This is a genomic window from Halosegnis marinus, assembly GCF_029338355.1.
Classification (GTDB): domain Archaea; phylum Halobacteriota; class Halobacteria; order Halobacteriales; family Haloarculaceae; genus Halosegnis; species Halosegnis marinus.
In genome coordinates this window covers 89257-106807 of the sequence record NZ_CP119802.1, presented here as the reverse complement: position 1 = coordinate 106807, position 17551 = coordinate 89257, and the positions used below count along the sequence as shown (strand labels likewise).

Here is a 17551-nt window from a genome sequence, read left to right as displayed (position 1 = left end):
GGGTAAAAACCCTCGCGGTGGCTCGGTGAAAGTGAAACCGTTTCCCGAGGTTTATCGCCCCGCGGTCGAACCTCGGGGCGTGCGAGAGACGCCGCCCGAGACACCGTGCGAGCCGACGACCGAGACGCTCCACGGCGAGGAGATAGCCGACCCGTACCGCTGGCTGGAGGCCGACGACGACGAGCGCGTCCGCGAGTGGACCGACGCGCAGAACGAGTACGCCGACGCGGTCCTCGACACCGACACCCGCGACGCGCTCCGCCCGCGCTTCGAGGACGTGGCCCGCGTCACCGACTACGGCCCCGTCACCGTCGCCGGGGACCGCTACTTCCGGACGATAGAGGCTCCCCACGAGGACCACGCAGTCCTCCACGTCCAGGAGTCGCTCGACGGCGAGCCGCGCGTCCTCGTGGACCCCAACGGCTTCGCGGGCGAGGCGGCCTCGATGAACTGGTTCGTCGTCGGCCCCGACGGCGAGCGCGTCGCCTACGGCTACGACGAGGGCGGCACCGAGCAGTACGACCTGCGCGTCGTGGACGCCGCCACGGGCGAGGAACGCGAGGAGGTTCCGAACGTGGGCCGCACGAACCCCGGCGGGTTCGCGTGGACCGACAAGGGCTTCTACTCCGTGCGGACGGGGACGGCCGGCGAGGCCGATTCGGAAGGCGGCGGCCAACTCGACCGGGCGCTCTACTACCACGAGCACGGCGCGGACCCGGCCGACGACCGACTCGTGACCGACGACTTCGGCCCGCGGGAACTGCCGGTCCTGACGACCGACGACGGGGACGCCCTGTTCGTCGCGGTGAGTCAGGGGTGGGACACGACCGACCTCTACCGCGCCGACGAGTCGCGGGCGGACCCGCTCGTGCCGCTCGTGACCGGACTCGACGCCAGCATCGACGCCACGGCCGGCGAGGACACCCTGTACCTGCGGACGGACCACGAGGCCGACCGGGGCCGCGTCGTCGCCGTCCCGCTCGCCGAGGCCCGGACCGGCGACGACCTCGCGCTCGCCGACTACCCGGACGCCGTGCCCGAGACGGAGGGCGTTCTGCAGGGCGTGACGACCGTGGGCGACGCGCTCGCCGCGGTCCACCTCCACGACGCGAGCGCGGAACTGACGCTGTGGCGCGACGGCGAACGGACGGCGACGGTGCCGACGCCGGACCTCTGTACCGTCCCCGCGGCCGCGCTCGACGTCGACGACGACGGGACCGACCTGTTCCACGTCGTGCAGGGCTTCGCCGAACCGGCCCGGGTCCGGCGTTACGACGTGGCCGAGGGGACCGCGACGGCGATAGCGCAGGCGGACGCGGACCTCGACGTCGACGTGACCGTCGAGCGGACGTTCCACGAGTCGGCCGACGGCACCGAGGTGCCGGCGTTCGTCGTGCGCGCCGCGGACGCCGACCCGGACGGGGACGCGCCCGCAGTCATCTACGGCTACGGCGGCTTCCGCATCGCGCTGACGCCGTCGTTCCGGCGGTTCGCCGGGCCGTTCCTCGACGCGGGCGGCGTCTTCGTCGTCGCCTGCCTGCGCGGCGGGTCGGAGTACGGCGAGTCGTGGCACCGCGCGGGGATGTTCGGGGACAAGCAGAACGTCTTCGACGACCTCTACGCCGTGGCCGAGGGTATCGGGGACGAGTACGCCGACCCGGACCGTATCGGGGTCTGGGGCGGGTCCAACGGCGGTCTGCTGACGGGGGCGGCGCTCACCCAGCGGCCGGACCTGTGGGCCGCGGTGCTGTGTGAGGTGCCGCTGCTCGACATGCTGCGGTTCCACCGGTTCCTGCTCGGCGCGTCGTGGACGAGCGAGTACGGGTCGCCCGACGACCCGGAGGCGTTCGAGTACCTCCGCGAGTACTCGCCGTACCACAACGTCGCGGAGCGGGCGTACCCGCCGACGCTGTTCACCACCGCGCTGGGCGACACGCGCGTCCACCCGGCCCACGCCCGGAAGACGACGGCCCGCGTACAGGCCAACCAGACGGGCGAGGGACCGATACTGCTCCGGACGGAGACGGACACCGGCCACGGCGTCGGTAAGCCCACCGAGCGTATCGTCCGCGAGCAGGTCGACCGCTGGACGTGGCTCTGTGACCGCCTCGGCGTCCCGGTCGGCGCGGGCGACGGCGACTGATTCCGGGGGCGACGGCGGCCGGAAGCGACGCTCGCGCTCGCGCGCGGGCGGGTACTTTATACCGAAGGTTGCCATAGGTGGGGTAAGGTATCCCCTATGTCTCAGGAACGTAGCTACGGGGCCGACCAGATCCAGGTGCTGGAGGGTCTGGAGGCCGTCCAGAAACGACCCGCGATGTACATCGGTTCCACCGATTCGCGCGGGCTCCACCACCTCGTCTACGAGGTCGTGGACAACTCCATCGACGAGGCGCTCGCCGGCTACTGTGACACCATCGAGGTGACCGTCCACGAGGACGGCTCCGTCTCCGTCTCCGACGACGGGCGCGGCATCCCGGTCGACACGCACAAGGAGTACGACCGGCCCGCGCTGGAGGTCATCATGACCGTCCTCCACGCCGGCGGGAAGTTCGATAACAAGTCCTACCAGGTGTCCGGCGGCCTCCACGGCGTCGGCGTGAGCGTCGTCAACGCGCTCTCCTCGTGGCTCGAAGTCGAGGTGAAGCGCGACGGTTCGGTCTACCGCCACCGCTTCGACCACGGCGAACCCGACCAGGAGTTGGAGGAGGTCCGCCCGATGGACGACGGCGAGGAGACGGGTACGACCATCCGCTTCTGGCCCGACGAGGACATCTTCGAGACGACCGACTTCGCCTTCTCCACGCTCGAATCCCGTCTCCGCGAACTCGCCTTCCTCAACCCCGGCGTCGAGATAGCACTCCTCGACGAGCGCGACGGCGGGGAGACGCGGTTCCAGTACGACGGCGGCATCCGCGAGTTCGTCGAGTACCTCAACGAGACGCGCACCGTCCTCCACGACGAGGTCGTCTACGTCGAGGGCGGCGACGACGGGATACAGGTGGAGATCGCCCTCCAGGCGACCGACGGCGTGCAGGGGTCGATCCACGCCTTCGCCAACAACATCAACACCCGCGAGGGCGGCACCCACCTCACCGGCTTCAAGACGGCGCTCACCCGCGTCGTCAACGACTACGCCTCCTCGCACGACCTCGCCTCGGACATCGACGAGAACCTCAAGGGCGAGGACATCCGCGAGGGGCTGACCGGCGTTCTCTCGGTCAAGCACCCGGACCCGCAGTTCGAGGGCCAGACCAAGACGAAACTCGGGAACAGCGAGGTGCGGGGCATCGTCGAGAGCCTGATGCACGAGGGGTTCGCCACCTACCTCGAGGAGCACCCGGACACCGCCGAGGCCATCGTCTCGAAGGCCGTCGAGGCCGCGAAGGCCCGCCTCGCCGCGAAGAAGGCCGAGGAGCTGACGCGCCGGAAGTCGGCGCTCGGCTCCACCTCCCTCCCCGGGAAGCTCGCGGACTGTCAGACCCGCGACCCCGAGGAGGCCGAACTGTTCATCGTGGAGGGCGACTCCGCGGGCGGGAGCGCGAAACAGGCGCGCAACCCCGAGTTCCAGGCCATCCTTCCCCTGTTCGGGAAGGTGCTCAACGCGGAGAAACACCGGCTCGATAGAGTACTGGAGAACGAGAAGATACGCGACCTCATCACCGCCGTCGGCACGAGCATCGGCGAGGAGTTCGACGTGGAGAACGCCCGCTACCACAAGATAATCCTGATGACGGACGCCGACGTGGACGGGGCGCACATCCGCACGCTGTATCTCACCTTCCTCTACCGGCAGATGCCGGAGCTCATCGAGAACGGCTACGTGTACGCGGCCCAGCCGCCACTCTACCGCATCCGCTACAAGGGCGACACCTACGACGCCATGACGGAGGCGGACCGCGAGCGCATCGTCGAGGAGGTGTGCGACGGCTCGCCCGACCAGGTCCAGCGGTTCAAGGGGCTGGGCGAGATGAACCCCCAACAGCTCTGGGACACGACGATGAACCCGGAGACGCGCATCCTCAAGCGCATCACCGTGGACGACGCGGCCGCGGCCGACCGGATGTTCTCCGTGCTGATGGGTGACGCCGTCGCGCCCCGCAAGCAGTTCATCAAGGAGCACGCCGAGGACGCCGAGTGGGTGGACATATGAGCGCCGACGACGCGCCCGAGGCCGCCCGCGAGATACGCAACGTCCGCATCGAGGACGAGATGGAGCAGTCGTACATCGACTACGCGATGTCCGTCATCGTGGGTCGCGCGCTCCCCAGCGCCCGCGACGGCCTCAAGCCGGTCCAGCGGCGCATCCTCTACGCGATGCACGACATGGGGGTGAGTTCGAACGCGGGCCACCGGAAGTCCTCCAACATCGTCGGCGAGACGATGGGTAACTACCACCCGCACGGCGACCAGTCCATCTACGACGCGCTGGCGCGGATGGCGCAGGACTTCTCGCTGCGCTACCCGCTCGTCGACGGGCAGGGGAACTTCGGCTCGGTGGACGGCGACCCGCCGGCCGCGATGCGGTACACGGAGGCGCGGATGGCCCCGATGGCCGAGGAGATGCTCGCCGACATCGGCGAGGACACCGTCGACTTCGTCGCCAACTACGACGACCGGCTCACGGAGCCGGAGGTACTGCCCGCGAAGGTGCCGAACCTGCTCCTCAACGGGGCGTCGGGCATCGCGGTCGGGATGTCCACGAACATCCCGCCGCACAACCTCCGCGAGGTGGTGGACGCGACGATACACCTCATCGACAACCCCGAGTGCGAGGTGTCGGACCTCATCGTCGGCCCCGACGGCGAGGGGTTCGTCAAAGGGCCGGACTTCCCGACCGGCGCGAACATCGTCGGCCGGCAGGGCATCTACGACGCCTACACCTCCGGCCGCGGGAAGCTCCGCGTCCGCGCGGAGATGGACACGGAGGAGCGCGACCGCGGCGGCGACCGCATCGTCGTCACGGAGCTCCCGTACCAGGAGAACAAGGCGCGGCGCATCGAGCGCATCGCCGAGGACGTGAACGAGGGGAAGATAGAGGGCATCTCCGACATCCGCGACGAGTCCGACCGCGACGGCGTCCGCGTCGTCATCGACCTCAAGCGCGGCGCGAACACCGAGGTCGTCCGCAACAAACTGCTGGAGTCGCACCTCGAACGCACCTTCTCGGTGCTGTCGCTCGCGCTGGTGGACGGCCAGCCGCGCGTTCTGAACCTCAAGGAACTGCTCTCCGAGTACGTCGAGCACCGCCGCGAGGTCGTGCGCCGGCGCTCGCAGTACCGGCTCGACGAGGCCGAGGACAGGGCGCACATCCTCGAAGGCCGGCTGAAGGCGCTGGAGAACGCGGAGGCGGTCGTCGACCTCATCCGCAACAGCGAGGACCGCGACGCGGCCCGCGCCGGCCTCCGCGAGGAGTTCGACATGAGCGAGGCGCAGTCCGAACACATCGTCCGGATGCAGCTCGGCTCGCTCACGTCGATGGAGACCGCGGAGATCGAGTCCGAGTACGCGGACGTCCAGGCGACCATCGAGCGGCTGGAGGAGATACTCGGAGACGACGACGAGCTGATGGGCGTCATCAAGGACGAACTCCGCGCGATGCGCGAGGAGTACGGCGACGACCGCCGCACCTCGATAATCGAGGACACCGGCTCCGTCACCCGCGAGGACCTCATCCCCGAGGAGGACATGGTCGTCGTGCTCACGGAGGACGACTACATCAAGCGGATGCCCATCGCGGAGTTCGACCCGCAACACCGCGGCGGGAAGGGCATCATCGGCGTGCGCCCGAAGGAGGGCGACCGCGTCTCGACGGTGTTCCAGGCCAACAGCCACGACTACCTCATGGTGTTCACCTCGGCCGGACAGGTGTACCGGCTGAAGGTGTACGAGATACCCGAGATGTCCCGCACGGCGCGCGGGACGAACGTCGTGAACGTCATCGACCTCGACGCCGACGAGGAGGTGACGGCCGTCGTGGACGTGGACGACGTGGAGGACGAGGAGGGGTACCTCGCCATGGCGACGCGGGGCGGCTACGTGAAGCGCACCGAACTCGCGGCCTTCGAGAACGTCCACTCCGGCGGCATCATCGCCACGAAACTGGAGGACGGCGACCGCCTCGTGGACGTCGAGGTCACCGACGGGACGCAGGACCTCGTCGTCGGCACCCGGAAGGGGATGACCATCCGCTTCGACGAGACGGAGGCGCGGTCGATGGGCCGGTCGGCCCGCGGCGTCAACGGCATCAAGCTCGACGAGGGCGACGAGGTCGCCGGCCTCGTCGCCACCTCGGAGGGCGACGGGCTCGACCTGCTCACCGTGACGCGCAACGGCTACGGGAAGCGGACGCCGCTCTCGGAGTACCGCCAGCAGTCCCGCTACGGGAAGGGCCTCATCGACATCAAGACGAACGAGCGCAACGGCGAGGCCATCTCGCTGTCGGCCGTCACGGCCGACGACGGGCTCGTGTTGATGAGCGAGTCCGGCCAGATAATGCGGACGACCGTCGACGAGGTGTCCCGGCAGGGGCGCAACACGATGGGCGTCCGGATGATGAGCCTCGACGAGGGCGACTGGGTCGCCGGCGTCGACGTCGTTCCCGGCGGCGCGGACGACACGGACGACGACACGGACGACACGGACGACGACGGGGAGTAAGCTACTCCTCGGTCAGTTCCCGGTACTCCTCGCTCGTCATCCCGACCTTCTCCGCGAGTTCGTCGCCCACCAGCGTCGGCTCGTCCGGCTTCGAGGCGACCTCCCGCGCGACGTACGCCAGTCCGAGCGTGATGAGCGCGAGCGGGAGGCCGAGTGCCGCGACGACGACCGACGGGGGCACCGAGAGGTCGAGCGCCGCGACGGTCACGAGCAGCGCCGGCGGCGCGGCGAAGGCGGCGAGCACGGCCGCGGCGGCGAGCCGGACGCGCGTGTCCCCGAGGTCCATACCCGCCGTTGGGGTCGCGCGACCTAAAGCGCTCGGCGCGCGGCGAAACCGACAAACCCGTCGCGGTCCTCGGACCGGATATGACGCGAACCATCACCGTCGAGGGGATGAGCTGTGGCGGCTGTGAATCGGCGGTCGAGGAGGCGCTGTCGGACGTGGCCGGGGTCACCGGGGCGACGGCCGACCGCGAGACTGACACCGCGAGCGTGGAGGGCGAGGCCGACGCGGCGTCGCTCGTCGCGGCGGTCGAGGAGGCCGGCTACGACGCGAGCGCGTAGGTGGACCGCGGACGGCGGCTCTACGACCGCTGGGCCGACCGCTGGTCGCTGTTCCGCCTGCTCTCGCGGGTCGCGTTCGCCGGCCGCGAGGCCGAACTCCGGCGCCGCTCCGTCGCGTCGCTCGGGCTCTCGACCGGCGAGCGCGTGCTGGACCTCGGGGCCGGGCCGGGCGTCAACGCCGAGCGGCTGGGCCGGCCCGTCGGCCCGACCGGCGGCGTCGTCTGTCTCGACTACTCGGAACGGATGACGGCCCGCGCCCGCGACCGAGTCCGCGACGCGCCGGCCCCGACGGGCGTCGTCCGAGGCGACGCCGCGCGGCTTCCTTTTCCGGATGAGTCGTTCGACGCGGCGTACGCCTCCCTGTCGCTGACCGCGATGCCGGACGCCGCGGGCGCGGTCCGCGAGGTCCGGCGCGTCCTCCGGCCCGGCGGCCGGTTCGCGGTGCTCGACGCCCGGCCGTACGACGGGTGGCCGCACCGACTGTTGAACCCCGTGAACGACCGGGTGAACGCGTGGGCGACGAACTGGCACCCCGACACCGACGTGGTCGGCCTGCTGCGCGAGGTGTTCCCACGGGTCGACGCGCGCCGACACAACCACGGGAGCTTCGTCACGGCGGTGGCGCGCCGCGCGCCCGAGTGAGTCAGAGGATGCGCTTACCGAGCGCGGAGGCGAGCAGTTCGACGGCGAGTTCCGCGGTGCGGTTGTGGCTGTCGAGGATGGGGTTCACCTCGACCACCTCCATCGTGCGCACGTCGTCGATGCGGTCGGCGACGGCCTCCATCGCGGCGTGGGCCTCGCGGTAGGTGACGCCGCCGCGGACCGGGGTGCCCACGCCGGGCGCCTCGTCCGGGTCGAGGAAGTCCATGTCGAGCGAGACGTGGAGCCCGTCGGTGCCGTCCGCCGCGACGGCGAGCGCCTCGTCGGCCACGTCGGTCAGTCCCCGCTCGTCGATGTCGGACATCGTGTAGACGGTGACCTCGCTGTCCGCGAGCGCGGCGCGCTCGGCGTCGTCCAGCGAGCGGATGCCGACGAGCGCGACGTTCTCGGGGTCGATGTTCGACGCGCGGGCCCACGCGGCGTCGGCGAACTCGCCGCGCCCGAGCAGGGCGGCGACGGGCATCCCGTGGACGTTGCCCGAGGGCGTCGTCTCCGGGGTGTTGAAGTCGCCGTGGGCGTCGAACCAGACGACGCCGGTCGAGCCGGTCGCGGCGGCCCCGCCCGCGGTGCCGACGGCGATGGAGTGGTCGCCGCCGAGCACGAGCGGGAAGGCGCCGTCGTCGAGTGCGTCCGTGACGGCCGCGCGGAGGTCGCGACACACCTCCGCGGTCTCCGCGAGGTACTTCGCGCCGCCGCCGCTGTCGGCGGTCGTCTCGGGCGTCGGGACCGCGAGGTCGCCGTCGTCGCGCACGTCGTGGCCGACCGCGGCGAGTTCGTCGGCGAGGCCGGCGTAGCGGATGGCGGAGGGGCCCATGTCCACGCCGCGGCGGTCCGCGCCGAGGTCCATCGGGACGCCGATGAGTCGGACGTTCATAGCCGATGAGCGCCCGCGGCGGGTGAAAAACCCCCGGAACCGTCAGTCGAGGTACGGCTCGCAGACGCGACGGAGTCCCTCTTCGAAGTCGATTTCCGGTTCCCAGCCGGTCGCCTCGTGCATCTTCGAGGGGTCGGCCATCGTGTCGTGGACGTAGTTCTTCATCGTGTTCTCGGAGTAGGTCGGCTCCACGTCCGTCCCGAGGATGTCGTTGAGCCGCGCGACCAGTTCGTTCAGCGAGTAGGAGTCGCCCGTGCCGAGGTTGTAGATGCCGTCGAGTTCGTGGTCGGCCGCGAGTTCGAGGCCGCGCGCCACGTCCGCGACGTGGGTGAAGTCGCGCGTCTGGGTGCCGTCGCCCCAGATGTCCGGCGGGGTCCCGGTGGCGACCTCGTGGGCGAACTGCGTGATGAGGTTCGCGAACTCCCCCTTGTGCTCCTCGGCGCCCGAGAACCCCTCGTAGACGGCGAAGAAGCGCATCCCGGCCATCGACATCTCGTGGAAGTTCTGGTAGTACTCGGCGTAGCGCTCGCGGGCGAGCTTCGACGCCTCGTAGCCCGTCCGGGCCTCCACGTCCATGTCCTCGGGCGAGGGCTCGGTGCGGTCGCCGTAGATGGAGGAGGTGGAGGCGTAGACGACGGTGTCACAGCCGTGCGCGCGGACCTGCTCGACCGTGTTGATGAACCCCTCGACGTTGACGCGGGCGCCGCGCGCCGGGTTCTCCTCGTGCATCGGGCGCGAGGAGAGCGCCGCGAGGTGGAAGAGGACGTCCACGTCCGCCGGCAGGTCGTCGTCCAGCACGGAGGCGTCCACGAACTCCACCTCGTCGTCGAGGTTCTCGGGCGTGCCGAGGTAGAGGTCGTCCACCGCCACCACGTCGTTGTCCGCCGCGAGTCGGTTGGCGAGGTTCGAGCCGATGAAGCCCGCGCCCCCGGTCACGAGTACGCGTTTGCCCTGCATGCTCGGACGGGCACGTGCGCCCGTCAAGTCGGTGTCGGTACGCGGGCGTGTCGCCCCGGCGAACGGTTCGCCCCGGGTCACCGCCGCCTTTAATATCGGCGTCACCGAACCCCTTTTTATGTCATCCATCGAGCTCACGCCGTCCCAGAAGAAGATTCTGGAGGCGCTCATCAACCTCTACCGCGAGACGGAGACCGCGGTGAAGGGGGAGGACATCGCGGAGGAGGTAGACCGCAACCCCGGAACCATCCGCAACCAGATGCAGAGCCTGAAGGCGCTCCAGCTGGTCGAGGGCGTCCCCGGCCCGAAGGGCGGCTACAAGCCCACGGGCACGGCCTACGACGCCCTGGAGATACAGGAGATGGACCAGGCCGCGGACGTCCCCTTCGAGCACAACGGCGAGCGCGTCGAGGGCGCGAACGTCCAGGAGATAGACCTCACGAGCGTCCACCACCCCGAACTCTGCCGCGCCGAGATACGCCTGCAGGGCTCCATCGGCGACTTCCACGAGGGCGACAGCATCGTCGTCGGGCCGACGCCGCTCTCGAAGCTCCGCATCGAGGGCACCCTCGACGGGAAGGACGACACCAACAACAGCCTCATCCTCACCATCGACGACATGCGCGCGCCGGCCGAGGGCGAGACGCCCGCGAAGTAACGGCAAACGTCGCCGCGCGGGCACGCGCGTTCCGCAGGCTTTGTATCCGAAGCCCTCCCAGCAGTGGTATGACCGACGACATCGTCGTGCTCGGCTCGGGCTACGCCGGCACCGGCGCGGTGAAACGACTCGAACGCGAACTGGACGGCGAGGCGGACATCACGTGGATCTCCGACGTGGACCACCACCTCGTGCTCCACGAGTCGCACCGCGTCATCCGCAACCCCGACGTGCGCGACAACATCACCTTCGACTGCGAGGAGCTGAAGGCGCCCTCGACGCGGTTCGTCAACGCCCGCGTCGAGTCGCTCGACACCGACGAGCGCGTCATCGAACTCGGCGACGGCTCGACGGTGGACTACGACTACGTCCTCGTCGCCTTCGGCTCGCGGACGGCCTTCTTCGGCATCGACGGGCTGGAGGAGCACTCGCTGACGCTGAAGAGCCTGCAGGACGCCCTCGACGTCCACGAGGCCGTCAAGGACGCCGCCGCCGAGGCGACGAAGGAGGACCCCGCACAGGTCGTCGTGGGCGGCGCGGGTCTGTCGGGCATCCAGTCGGCCGGCGAGATCGCGGAGTTCCGCGACCGCCACCGCGCCCCGATAGACATCCACCTCGTGGAGGGGCTCGACAGCGTCTTCCCGAACAACGACCCCGTCGTGCAGGCGAAGCTCCGGAAGCTGCTGGAGGCCGCCGACATCGAGATCATGACGGGCGAGTTCATCGGCGAGGTGGACGAGGAGACCGTCTACATCGGCGAGGAGACGGAACTCGACTACGACGTGCTGCTGTGGACCGGCGGCATCACGGGCCAGGAGGCCGCCGCCACCGCCGAGGTCGAGCAGGACGAGCGTTCCCACCGCATCAACGCCGAACACGACTTCACGACGAGCGACGACCGCGTGTTCGCCATCGGCGACGCCGCGCTCATCGACCAGCCGGGCGAAGAGATGCCCGCGCCGCCGACCGCGCAGGCCGCGTGGCAGGCCGCCGACGTGGCGGGCGTCAATCTCGCGCGCGCCGTCCGCGGCCAGCCGCTGGAGACGTGGACCCACGAGGACAAGGGGACGCTCATCTCGGTCGGCGACGACGCCGTCGCGCACGACGTGATCTTCGTCGGCGACGTGGTCGAGACGTTCGGCGGGCCGGCCGCCGAACTGCTGAAGAAGGCCGTCGCCGCCCGCTGGATAAACGACGTCGCCGGACTCGGGGCCGCCGCGAAGGCGTTCCCCGACATGTAGGTCGGGTCGTTCTCTTCCGTTCTCACCGCCGCGTAGCTTCAAGTACCGACACGCGCCCAGCGCCCGCGTGACCTGACGAACCGAGCGGGGTCTGCCGAGGCCGTCGCGCGACACTCCGCGCTGCCTCCCGTCTGTCGCCCGTCCGCTATCGGTCCAGTGACAGCCCCGCGTGCCAGCGGTCCGCGCCGGCCGCCGCCTTCGCGCGGTCCATCGCCGCGAGGATAGTCGCGGCCTTCGAGGCCACCTCGCCCGCGCGCCGCTCGCCCTCGGTGCGGAACTCCCCGGTGACCCGGTTCGCGTACACCGTACACACCGCCCCGGCCCGCAGGCCGTAGAGGTTCGCTACCGTGAGGATGGCCGACGCCTCCATCTCGAAGTTGAGGACGCCGGCGTTCTGTAGCTCCTCGACCAGGTCGTCCGCGCCCGCCGCCTCGAACCCGCCGTAGCCCGGTCGCCCCTGACCGGCGTAGAAGGAGTCCGTCGAGCAGGTGACGCCGCAGTGGTAGTCGTAGCCGAGTTCCTCACAGGCCGTGACGAGCGCCGTCACGACCTCTGGGTGGGCCGTCGCGGGGTAGTCCTCGCGGACGTACTCGCCCGACGTGCCCTCCTGTCGGACGGCCCCCGTGGTGATGACGAGGTCGCCGACCTCCATCCCCGGCTGGATGGCGCCGCAGGAGCCGACGCGCATGAACGTCCCCGTCCCGATGTTCGCGTGCTCCTCGACCGCGATGGCCGCCGACGGCGAGCCGATGCCCGTTGACGTGACCGAGACGGGTTCGCCCTCGTAGCGGCCGGTCATCGTCCGGTACTCGCGGTGGCTGCCCGTCTCCTCGGCGTCGGTCCACTTCTCGGCGATCTTCGGGACGCGCTCGGGGTCGCCCGGCAACAGGACGGGCCCCGCGGTGTCGTCCGGCCCGATGCCGAGGTGGTACTGCTCCTCGTCGTTCGGGTTCTCGCTGTCGTTCATATCCGAAGTCGGCCCACCGGCCCCTAATCCCTGTCGGGTCCGGGCGAACGTTGATGCCCGCACCGGTCGCCCGGCGGGTATGGATATCCACCACGTCGGGCAGCTGCTCGACGCCGACTTCGAGCGCGCGGTCGCGTTCTACGAGTCGCTCGGCCTCGACCTCCGGGCGACGACCGAGGGGCCGGTCCGGGTCGCCTTCTTCGGGACGGGGAGCGCCGAGTTCCACCTCGTCGTGCGCGAGGCGCGCGGGTCGCCGGCGGACGACCTGCTCGACACCGTCGGCCGGTACTCCGCCGCCCACGTCGCCTTCGAGGTGGACGACCTCTCGACAGCGATGGCCGACGCCGAGGCCCTCGGCCTCTCGTTCGTCGGCGACCCGCCGGAGGATGGCCTCGGCCCCTACCGCCGGGCGTTCGTCGCGCCCGAGGGCCACATCGGCATCCCGTTCGAGTTCGTCGAGCCCCGGTGACTACTTGCCGAGCGTCCCGCGGTCGATGGTGTTCGGGATGAGTTCGCCGAGCGTGTACGTCGCCACCCCGTCGTCGTCGTCGCAGTGGACGGGGAGCGACTCGTCGCAGAACTCCGCGAGCGACTGCCGACACATCCCGCAGGGCGTGACGCCGTCGCGGGCCCCCGAGGAGACGGCGAGCGCCGCGAACTCGGTGTGGCCGTTCTTCACCGCCTCCGCGAGCGCCACCTCCTCGGCGTGGAGCGAGTTCGAGTAGTTCGCGTTCTCGATGTTACAGCCCGTGTAGAGGGTGCCGTCGGCGGTCAGCAGCGCCGCGCCGACGCGGTACTCGGAGTAGGGGACGTACGCGTCCGTCAGCGCGTCGCGCGCCGCGGCCACGAGGTCGTCGGTGTCCATGCGCCCGCTACCGCGGGCGGGGGGAAAGGGGCTCCGACCGCCGGCCTACCGGTCCTCGCCCGACTCGTAGTGGTCGCCGGCGGCCTCGGGGATGCGCGTGCGCCCCACGAGCGCCAGCACGACGACGACCGTGACGAACGGGATGATGCGGACGAGCGAGCCGGGCAGTCCGGTGCCGGTGGTCTGGAGCGCGACCTGGAGCGCGTCCAGTCCGGCGAACAGCATCGTCGAGAGGAACGCCCCGACGGGGTTGTAGTTGCCGAACAGGTAGGTGACGATGGCGATGAACCCCTTCCCGTTCACCATCGTCGGGCCGTTGCCGGTGAACTGGCCGATGCCGAGCGCGAGCGACGCGCCGCCCATCCCCGACAGCACCCCCGACAGCGTCACCGCGCCGTAGCGGACGCGGGAGACGCTGACGCCGGCGGTGTCGAGCGCCTTCGGGTTCTCCCCGCTGGCGCGGACCCACCGGCCGAACCGCGTCCGGTAGAGTCCGTACCACGAGGCGGCGACCATGACGAACATCAGGTACACCGACAGCGAGGCGTTCAGCAGCACGTCCGCGAGGAAGAACACCGGCCGGGTTACGGCGCCGGCGAGGAACTCCGTCGCGCCGTCCACGACCCCGACGCCGACGTCGGGGAAGCCGAGCCGCTGGGGGATAGTGCCGCTCTCCGGCAGGAAGCCGAGCACCTCCGGGAGCGTCGGCACCGTCCCGACCGTCGCGGTGTTCGGCCCGCCGTAGATGACCTGCGAGGCGAACGGCGCGAGGCCGAGCGCGATGAGCCAGACGGCGAGCCCCGCGATGATCTGGTCGGCGCGGTACTCGATACAGACGACGGCGAACAGCAGCGCCAGCAGCGTCGAGGCGAGCACGCCGAGCCAGAAGCCGGCGAGCAGGCTTCCCGTCGTCTCGGCCATCCAGACGGCGACGAACGCCGCGATGATGAGCAGCCCCTCCAGCCCGATGTTGATGACCCCGCTCTTCTCGGCGAAGATGCCGCCCAGCGCCGCGAGCGCGATGGGGACCGCGAGCCGGAGCGCCGACTCCGCGGTCGCCTCGCGAACGAGGGCGGTGAACAGCGTCCCGAGCAGCGAGTCGGGCAACAGGGTCCCCCCGACGGCCACGACGGCGAGGACGACGGCCACGGCGACGACGCCGTAGAGCCGCCGGCCAGAGGGCAGGCGGTCGCGGACGCGAGCGAGCGCCGTGTCACTCATCGTTCTCACCCCCGCGCCCGCCGTCGGCGGCGACGCGGTTCGCGCCCCGCCCGACGCGGCGCTGGACCGACTCCGCGCGCCGGCCGAGCAGCCGGAAGAACTCCGGCATCGCCACGAACAGGATGATGAGCCCGCGGAGCACGCCGACGAGCTGTGGCGGCACGTCGGTCGCGAAGTCCACGACCACGGTGCCGGACTTCAACACGCCGAACAGCAGCGCGGCGAAGCCGACCCCGAGGGGGTTGTTCCCCGCGAGGATGGAGACGGTGATGCCGTCGAACCCGTACGACGGCACGCCCGTCTGGTACTGCCCGAGTATCATCACGACGTAGAGCGCGCCGGCGATACCGCCGAGCGCGCCCGACAGCGCGAAGCTCGTCACGACGGTCCGCTTGGCGTCGACGCCGCCGTACTCGGCGGCCTCCGGCTGGAGGCCGCTCGTCCGCAGGTCGTAGCCGAACGACGTGCGGGTGAGCAGGTAGTACACGCCCGCGACGACGGCCACGCCGACGAGCAGCGCGAGTATCGAGAAGTCGTTGCGCGGGTCGAACAGCAGCGCGGGGAAGTCGGCGTACTCCGGGAGCGAGCGGGTCTGGGTCGCCGCGCTCTCGGGGTCCTTGAAGTGGTTCAGGACGAGGTAGCCGACGACGCCCGTCGCGACGAAGTTCAGCATGATTGTCGTGATGACCTCGTTGGCGTCGGCGTACGCCTTCAGCAGGCCGGGAATCGCGCCGTAGGCACCGCCGCCGAGCGCGCCCACGACGAGCGCGAGCGGGACGAGCACCAGCGTGCCGACCAGCCCGGAGACGTAGGGGGCCGCGGCGAGCACCGCCAGCGCGCTCGCGAGCCCGCCGACGACGAGCTGGCCCTGCGTCCCGATGTTGAACACGCCGGCGCGGAAAGCGACGGCGACGGAGAGGCCGGTGAATATCAGGACCGTCGTCTCCCGGAGGGTCACCGCAATCTGGCGGTTCAGCGGGTTCCACCCCTCGCGGAACGGGTTCAGCGGCCCGCCCGAGAACGGGGTGAGCGGTCCCCACCCGTCCTTGAGCGGGTCGCCGAGCGCGCCGAGGAACAGCCGGTCGTACACCGCTATCGGGTCGTAACAGAAGCCGACGGAGAACAGCCGCGGGAGGCCGAACGGCGCCGGGTGCGTGAGCACGAACGCCGCGCTCGTGCAGTCGGCCACGCGCCCCGAGACGAGGATGATGGCCGTCCCGACGAGGACGGAACAGACCAGCGCCGCGAAACTGATGGCGAACCGCTCGGCGGCGGACGCCTCGACCAGCCGCGCGAGCGCGCGCTCGCCCCGCTCGCGGAGGTCGCTCACGAGTCACCCCCGAGCCGGCGGCTCTCGATGTCGCGGGCCGGCTCCTCGCCGGCCATCAACAGGCCCAGTTCCTCCTCGGTCACGTCGTCCGGGTCGACGACGGCCATCAGGTCGCCGCCGTGCATCACGGCCAGCCGGTCGGAGAGCGACTGCACCTCCTCCAGCTTCGAGGAGACGAGCAGCACCGCGCCGCCCGCGTCGCGCAGTTCGAGCAGGCGGTCGTGGATGAACTCGGTCGAGCCGATGTCCACCCCGCGGGTCGGGTGGGTCGCGACGAGCAGCGACGGGTCGCGCTCGAACTCCCGCCCGACGATGAACTTCTGTTGGTTCCCGCCCGACAGCGCCGCCGACTCGGCGCTCGCGTCCGGCGGGCGCACGTCGTACTCCGCGATGAGCGACTCGGCGTGCTCGCGGGTGTGCTCCCAGTCGATGCGGCCGCCCCGGGCGAACTCCGCGGTGTGCTGGCTCCCGAGCAGCCCGTTCTCGACGAGGTCGAACTCCATCACCAGCCCGCGCTCCTGTCTGTCCTCGGGGATGTACGCCATCCCCGCGTCGATGCGGTCGCGGCGGCTGTCGCCCGTGACGTCGCGCCCACCGATGCTGACACGGCCGTCCTCGGGCGCCCGAAGTCCCGTTATCGCCTCCACGAGTTCCGCCTGGCCGTTGCCGTCCACTCCGGCGATGCCGAACACCTCGCCCTCGCGGACGCGGAAGGTCGCGTCGGTCACGGCGCGGACGCCGCGCTCGTCGCGCACGGACAGCCCCTCGACGCCGAGCACGTCCGCGCCCGGCTCGGCCGGTGCCTTCGCCGTCTCCATCAGCACCTCGCGGCCGACCATCAGTTCGGCCAGCCGCTCGCGGGTCGTCCCGTCGGCCTCGACGGTGCCCACGTTGCGGCCGTCGCGGAGGACGGTCACCTCGTCGGCGGCGTCCATCGCCTCGCCGAGCTTGTGGGTGATGAAGATGATCGTCTTGCCGGCCTCGGTCAGCTCCTCGAACACCTCGAAGAGGTCCTCGACCTCCTGGGGGGTGAGCACGGCCGTCGGCTCGTCGAGGATGAGCACATCCGCGCCGCGGTACAGCGCTTTCAGTATCTCGACGCGCTGTTGGACGCCGACGCTGACGTCCTCGATGCGGTCGTCGGGGTCGACCGCGAACCCGTACCGCTCGGACAGGTCGCGCACCTCGCGGCGCGCGCGGTCGCGGTCGACCGCGAGGCCGCCCCACTTTCGCGGCTCGTTGCCGAGCGTGATGTTCTCCGCGACCGTCATCGGGTCGACCAGCATGAAGTGCTGGTGTATCATCCCGACGCCGGCGTCGATGGCGTCGCGCGGCGAGTCGAAGTCGCGCTCGGTTCCGTCGACGACCACGCGCCCCTCGTTCGGCTCGTAGAGGCCGTACAGCACGTTCATCAGCGTCGTCTTGCCGGCTCCGTTCTCGCCGAGCAGCGCGTGGACGCTCCCCCGTTCGACTTCGAGCGTCACGTCGTCGTTGGCGACGACGCCGGGGAACCGCTTGGTTATCCCGTCGAGATGGACGGCATCACTCATCCCG

Annotated in this window: 16 protein-coding genes; 8 read left to right on the top strand and 8 right to left on the bottom strand. The window is 70.6% G+C overall.

What is annotated here, in order from left to right:
- The first annotated feature begins 79 nt into the window (after positions 1 to 79).
- From P2T37_RS00650 to gyrA, 3 genes are all read left to right on the top strand, one after another.
- A complete protein-coding gene (locus P2T37_RS00650; RefSeq protein ID WP_276234806.1) occupies positions 80 to 2143 on the top strand; it encodes a prolyl oligopeptidase family serine peptidase in 2064 nt (687 codons plus the stop codon).
- A 96-nt stretch (positions 2144 to 2239) separates the two neighbouring features.
- A complete protein-coding gene (gyrB, locus tag P2T37_RS00645) occupies positions 2240 to 4153 on the top strand; it encodes a DNA topoisomerase (ATP-hydrolyzing) subunit B (RefSeq protein ID WP_276234805.1) in 1914 nt (637 codons plus the stop codon).
- On the top strand, positions 4150 to 6660 hold the full coding sequence (gyrA, locus tag P2T37_RS00640) for a DNA gyrase subunit A (protein ID WP_276234804.1): 2511 nt from the start codon (positions 4150 to 4152) through the stop codon (positions 6658 to 6660). Before gyrB ends, gyrA begins: the two co-directional genes overlap by 4 nt.
- A gap of 1 nt (position 6661) precedes the next feature.
- Here the strand turns inward: gyrA and P2T37_RS00635 are convergent, their stop codons facing one another.
- Entirely contained in the window at positions 6662 to 6946 is a 285-nt protein-coding gene (locus P2T37_RS00635; protein ID WP_276234803.1) for a hypothetical protein, read from the bottom strand.
- Between the two features lie 80 nt (positions 6947 to 7026).
- On the opposite strand from P2T37_RS00635, the gene P2T37_RS00630 reads away from it, so the two are divergent.
- Positions 7027 to 7224, top strand: coding sequence for a heavy-metal-associated domain-containing protein (locus tag P2T37_RS00630; RefSeq protein ID WP_276234802.1), 198 nt, complete (start codon positions 7027 to 7029; stop codon positions 7222 to 7224).
- Entirely contained in the window at positions 7225 to 7866 is a 642-nt protein-coding gene (locus P2T37_RS00625) for a class I SAM-dependent methyltransferase (protein WP_276234801.1), read from the top strand. It begins immediately after the preceding gene.
- 1 nt (position 7867) lies between these two features.
- On the opposite strand, the gene rocF is transcribed toward P2T37_RS00625, so the two are convergent.
- Positions 7868 to 8758, bottom strand: coding sequence for an arginase (gene rocF, locus P2T37_RS00620; protein WP_276234800.1), 891 nt, complete (start codon positions 8756 to 8758; stop codon positions 7868 to 7870).
- Between the two features lie 42 nt (positions 8759 to 8800).
- Entirely contained in the window at positions 8801 to 9715 is a 915-nt protein-coding gene (locus tag P2T37_RS00615) for an NAD-dependent epimerase/dehydratase family protein (protein WP_276234799.1), read from the bottom strand.
- Positions 9716 to 9833: 118 nt separating this feature from the next.
- On the opposite strand from P2T37_RS00615, the gene P2T37_RS00610 reads away from it, so the two are divergent.
- Positions 9834 to 10373 carry an Rrf2 family transcriptional regulator gene (locus P2T37_RS00610; protein WP_276234798.1) on the top strand — a complete coding sequence of 180 codons (540 nt, stop codon included), beginning with the start codon at positions 9834 to 9836 and terminating at the stop codon, positions 10371 to 10373.
- A gap of 68 nt (positions 10374 to 10441) precedes the next feature.
- Positions 10442 to 11614 carry an NAD(P)/FAD-dependent oxidoreductase gene (locus P2T37_RS00605; RefSeq protein WP_276234797.1) on the top strand — a complete coding sequence of 391 codons (1173 nt, stop codon included), beginning with the start codon at positions 10442 to 10444 and terminating at the stop codon, positions 11612 to 11614.
- A 145-nt stretch (positions 11615 to 11759) separates the two neighbouring features.
- On the opposite strand, the gene P2T37_RS00600 is transcribed toward P2T37_RS00605, so the two are convergent.
- Positions 11760 to 12581: a nucleoside phosphorylase gene (locus P2T37_RS00600; RefSeq protein ID WP_276234796.1), complete on the bottom strand. Its 822-nt coding sequence runs from the start codon at positions 12579 to 12581 to the stop codon at positions 11760 to 11762.
- A 79-nt stretch (positions 12582 to 12660) separates the two neighbouring features.
- Between P2T37_RS00600 and P2T37_RS00595 the strand changes: the two genes are divergently transcribed.
- Positions 12661 to 13050 (top strand): VOC family protein, encoded by a 390-nt coding sequence (locus P2T37_RS00595; RefSeq protein ID WP_276234795.1) that lies wholly within the window; start codon positions 12661 to 12663, stop codon positions 13048 to 13050.
- Here P2T37_RS00595 and cdd read toward each other — a convergent pair whose 3' ends face one another.
- The 4 genes from cdd to P2T37_RS00575 are packed head-to-tail and all read right to left on the bottom strand — an operon-like array spanning position 13051 to position 17547.
- A complete protein-coding gene (cdd, locus tag P2T37_RS00590; protein ID WP_276234794.1) occupies positions 13051 to 13446 on the bottom strand; it encodes a cytidine deaminase in 396 nt (131 codons plus the stop codon).
- A 45-nt stretch (positions 13447 to 13491) separates the two neighbouring features.
- On the bottom strand, positions 13492 to 14667 hold the full coding sequence (locus P2T37_RS00585) for an ABC transporter permease (protein WP_276234793.1): 1176 nt from the start codon (positions 14665 to 14667) through the stop codon (positions 13492 to 13494).
- Complete coding sequence (locus P2T37_RS00580) at positions 14660 to 15997, bottom strand: ABC transporter permease (RefSeq protein WP_276234792.1); 1338 nt, start codon at positions 15995 to 15997, stop codon at positions 14660 to 14662. The genes P2T37_RS00585 and P2T37_RS00580 overlap by 8 nt, the downstream gene beginning before the upstream one ends.
- Positions 15994 to 17547, bottom strand: coding sequence for an ABC transporter ATP-binding protein (locus P2T37_RS00575; protein WP_276234791.1), 1554 nt, complete (start codon positions 17545 to 17547; stop codon positions 15994 to 15996). The genes P2T37_RS00580 and P2T37_RS00575 overlap by 4 nt, the downstream gene beginning before the upstream one ends.
- Positions 17548 to 17551: the final 4 nt, after the last annotated feature.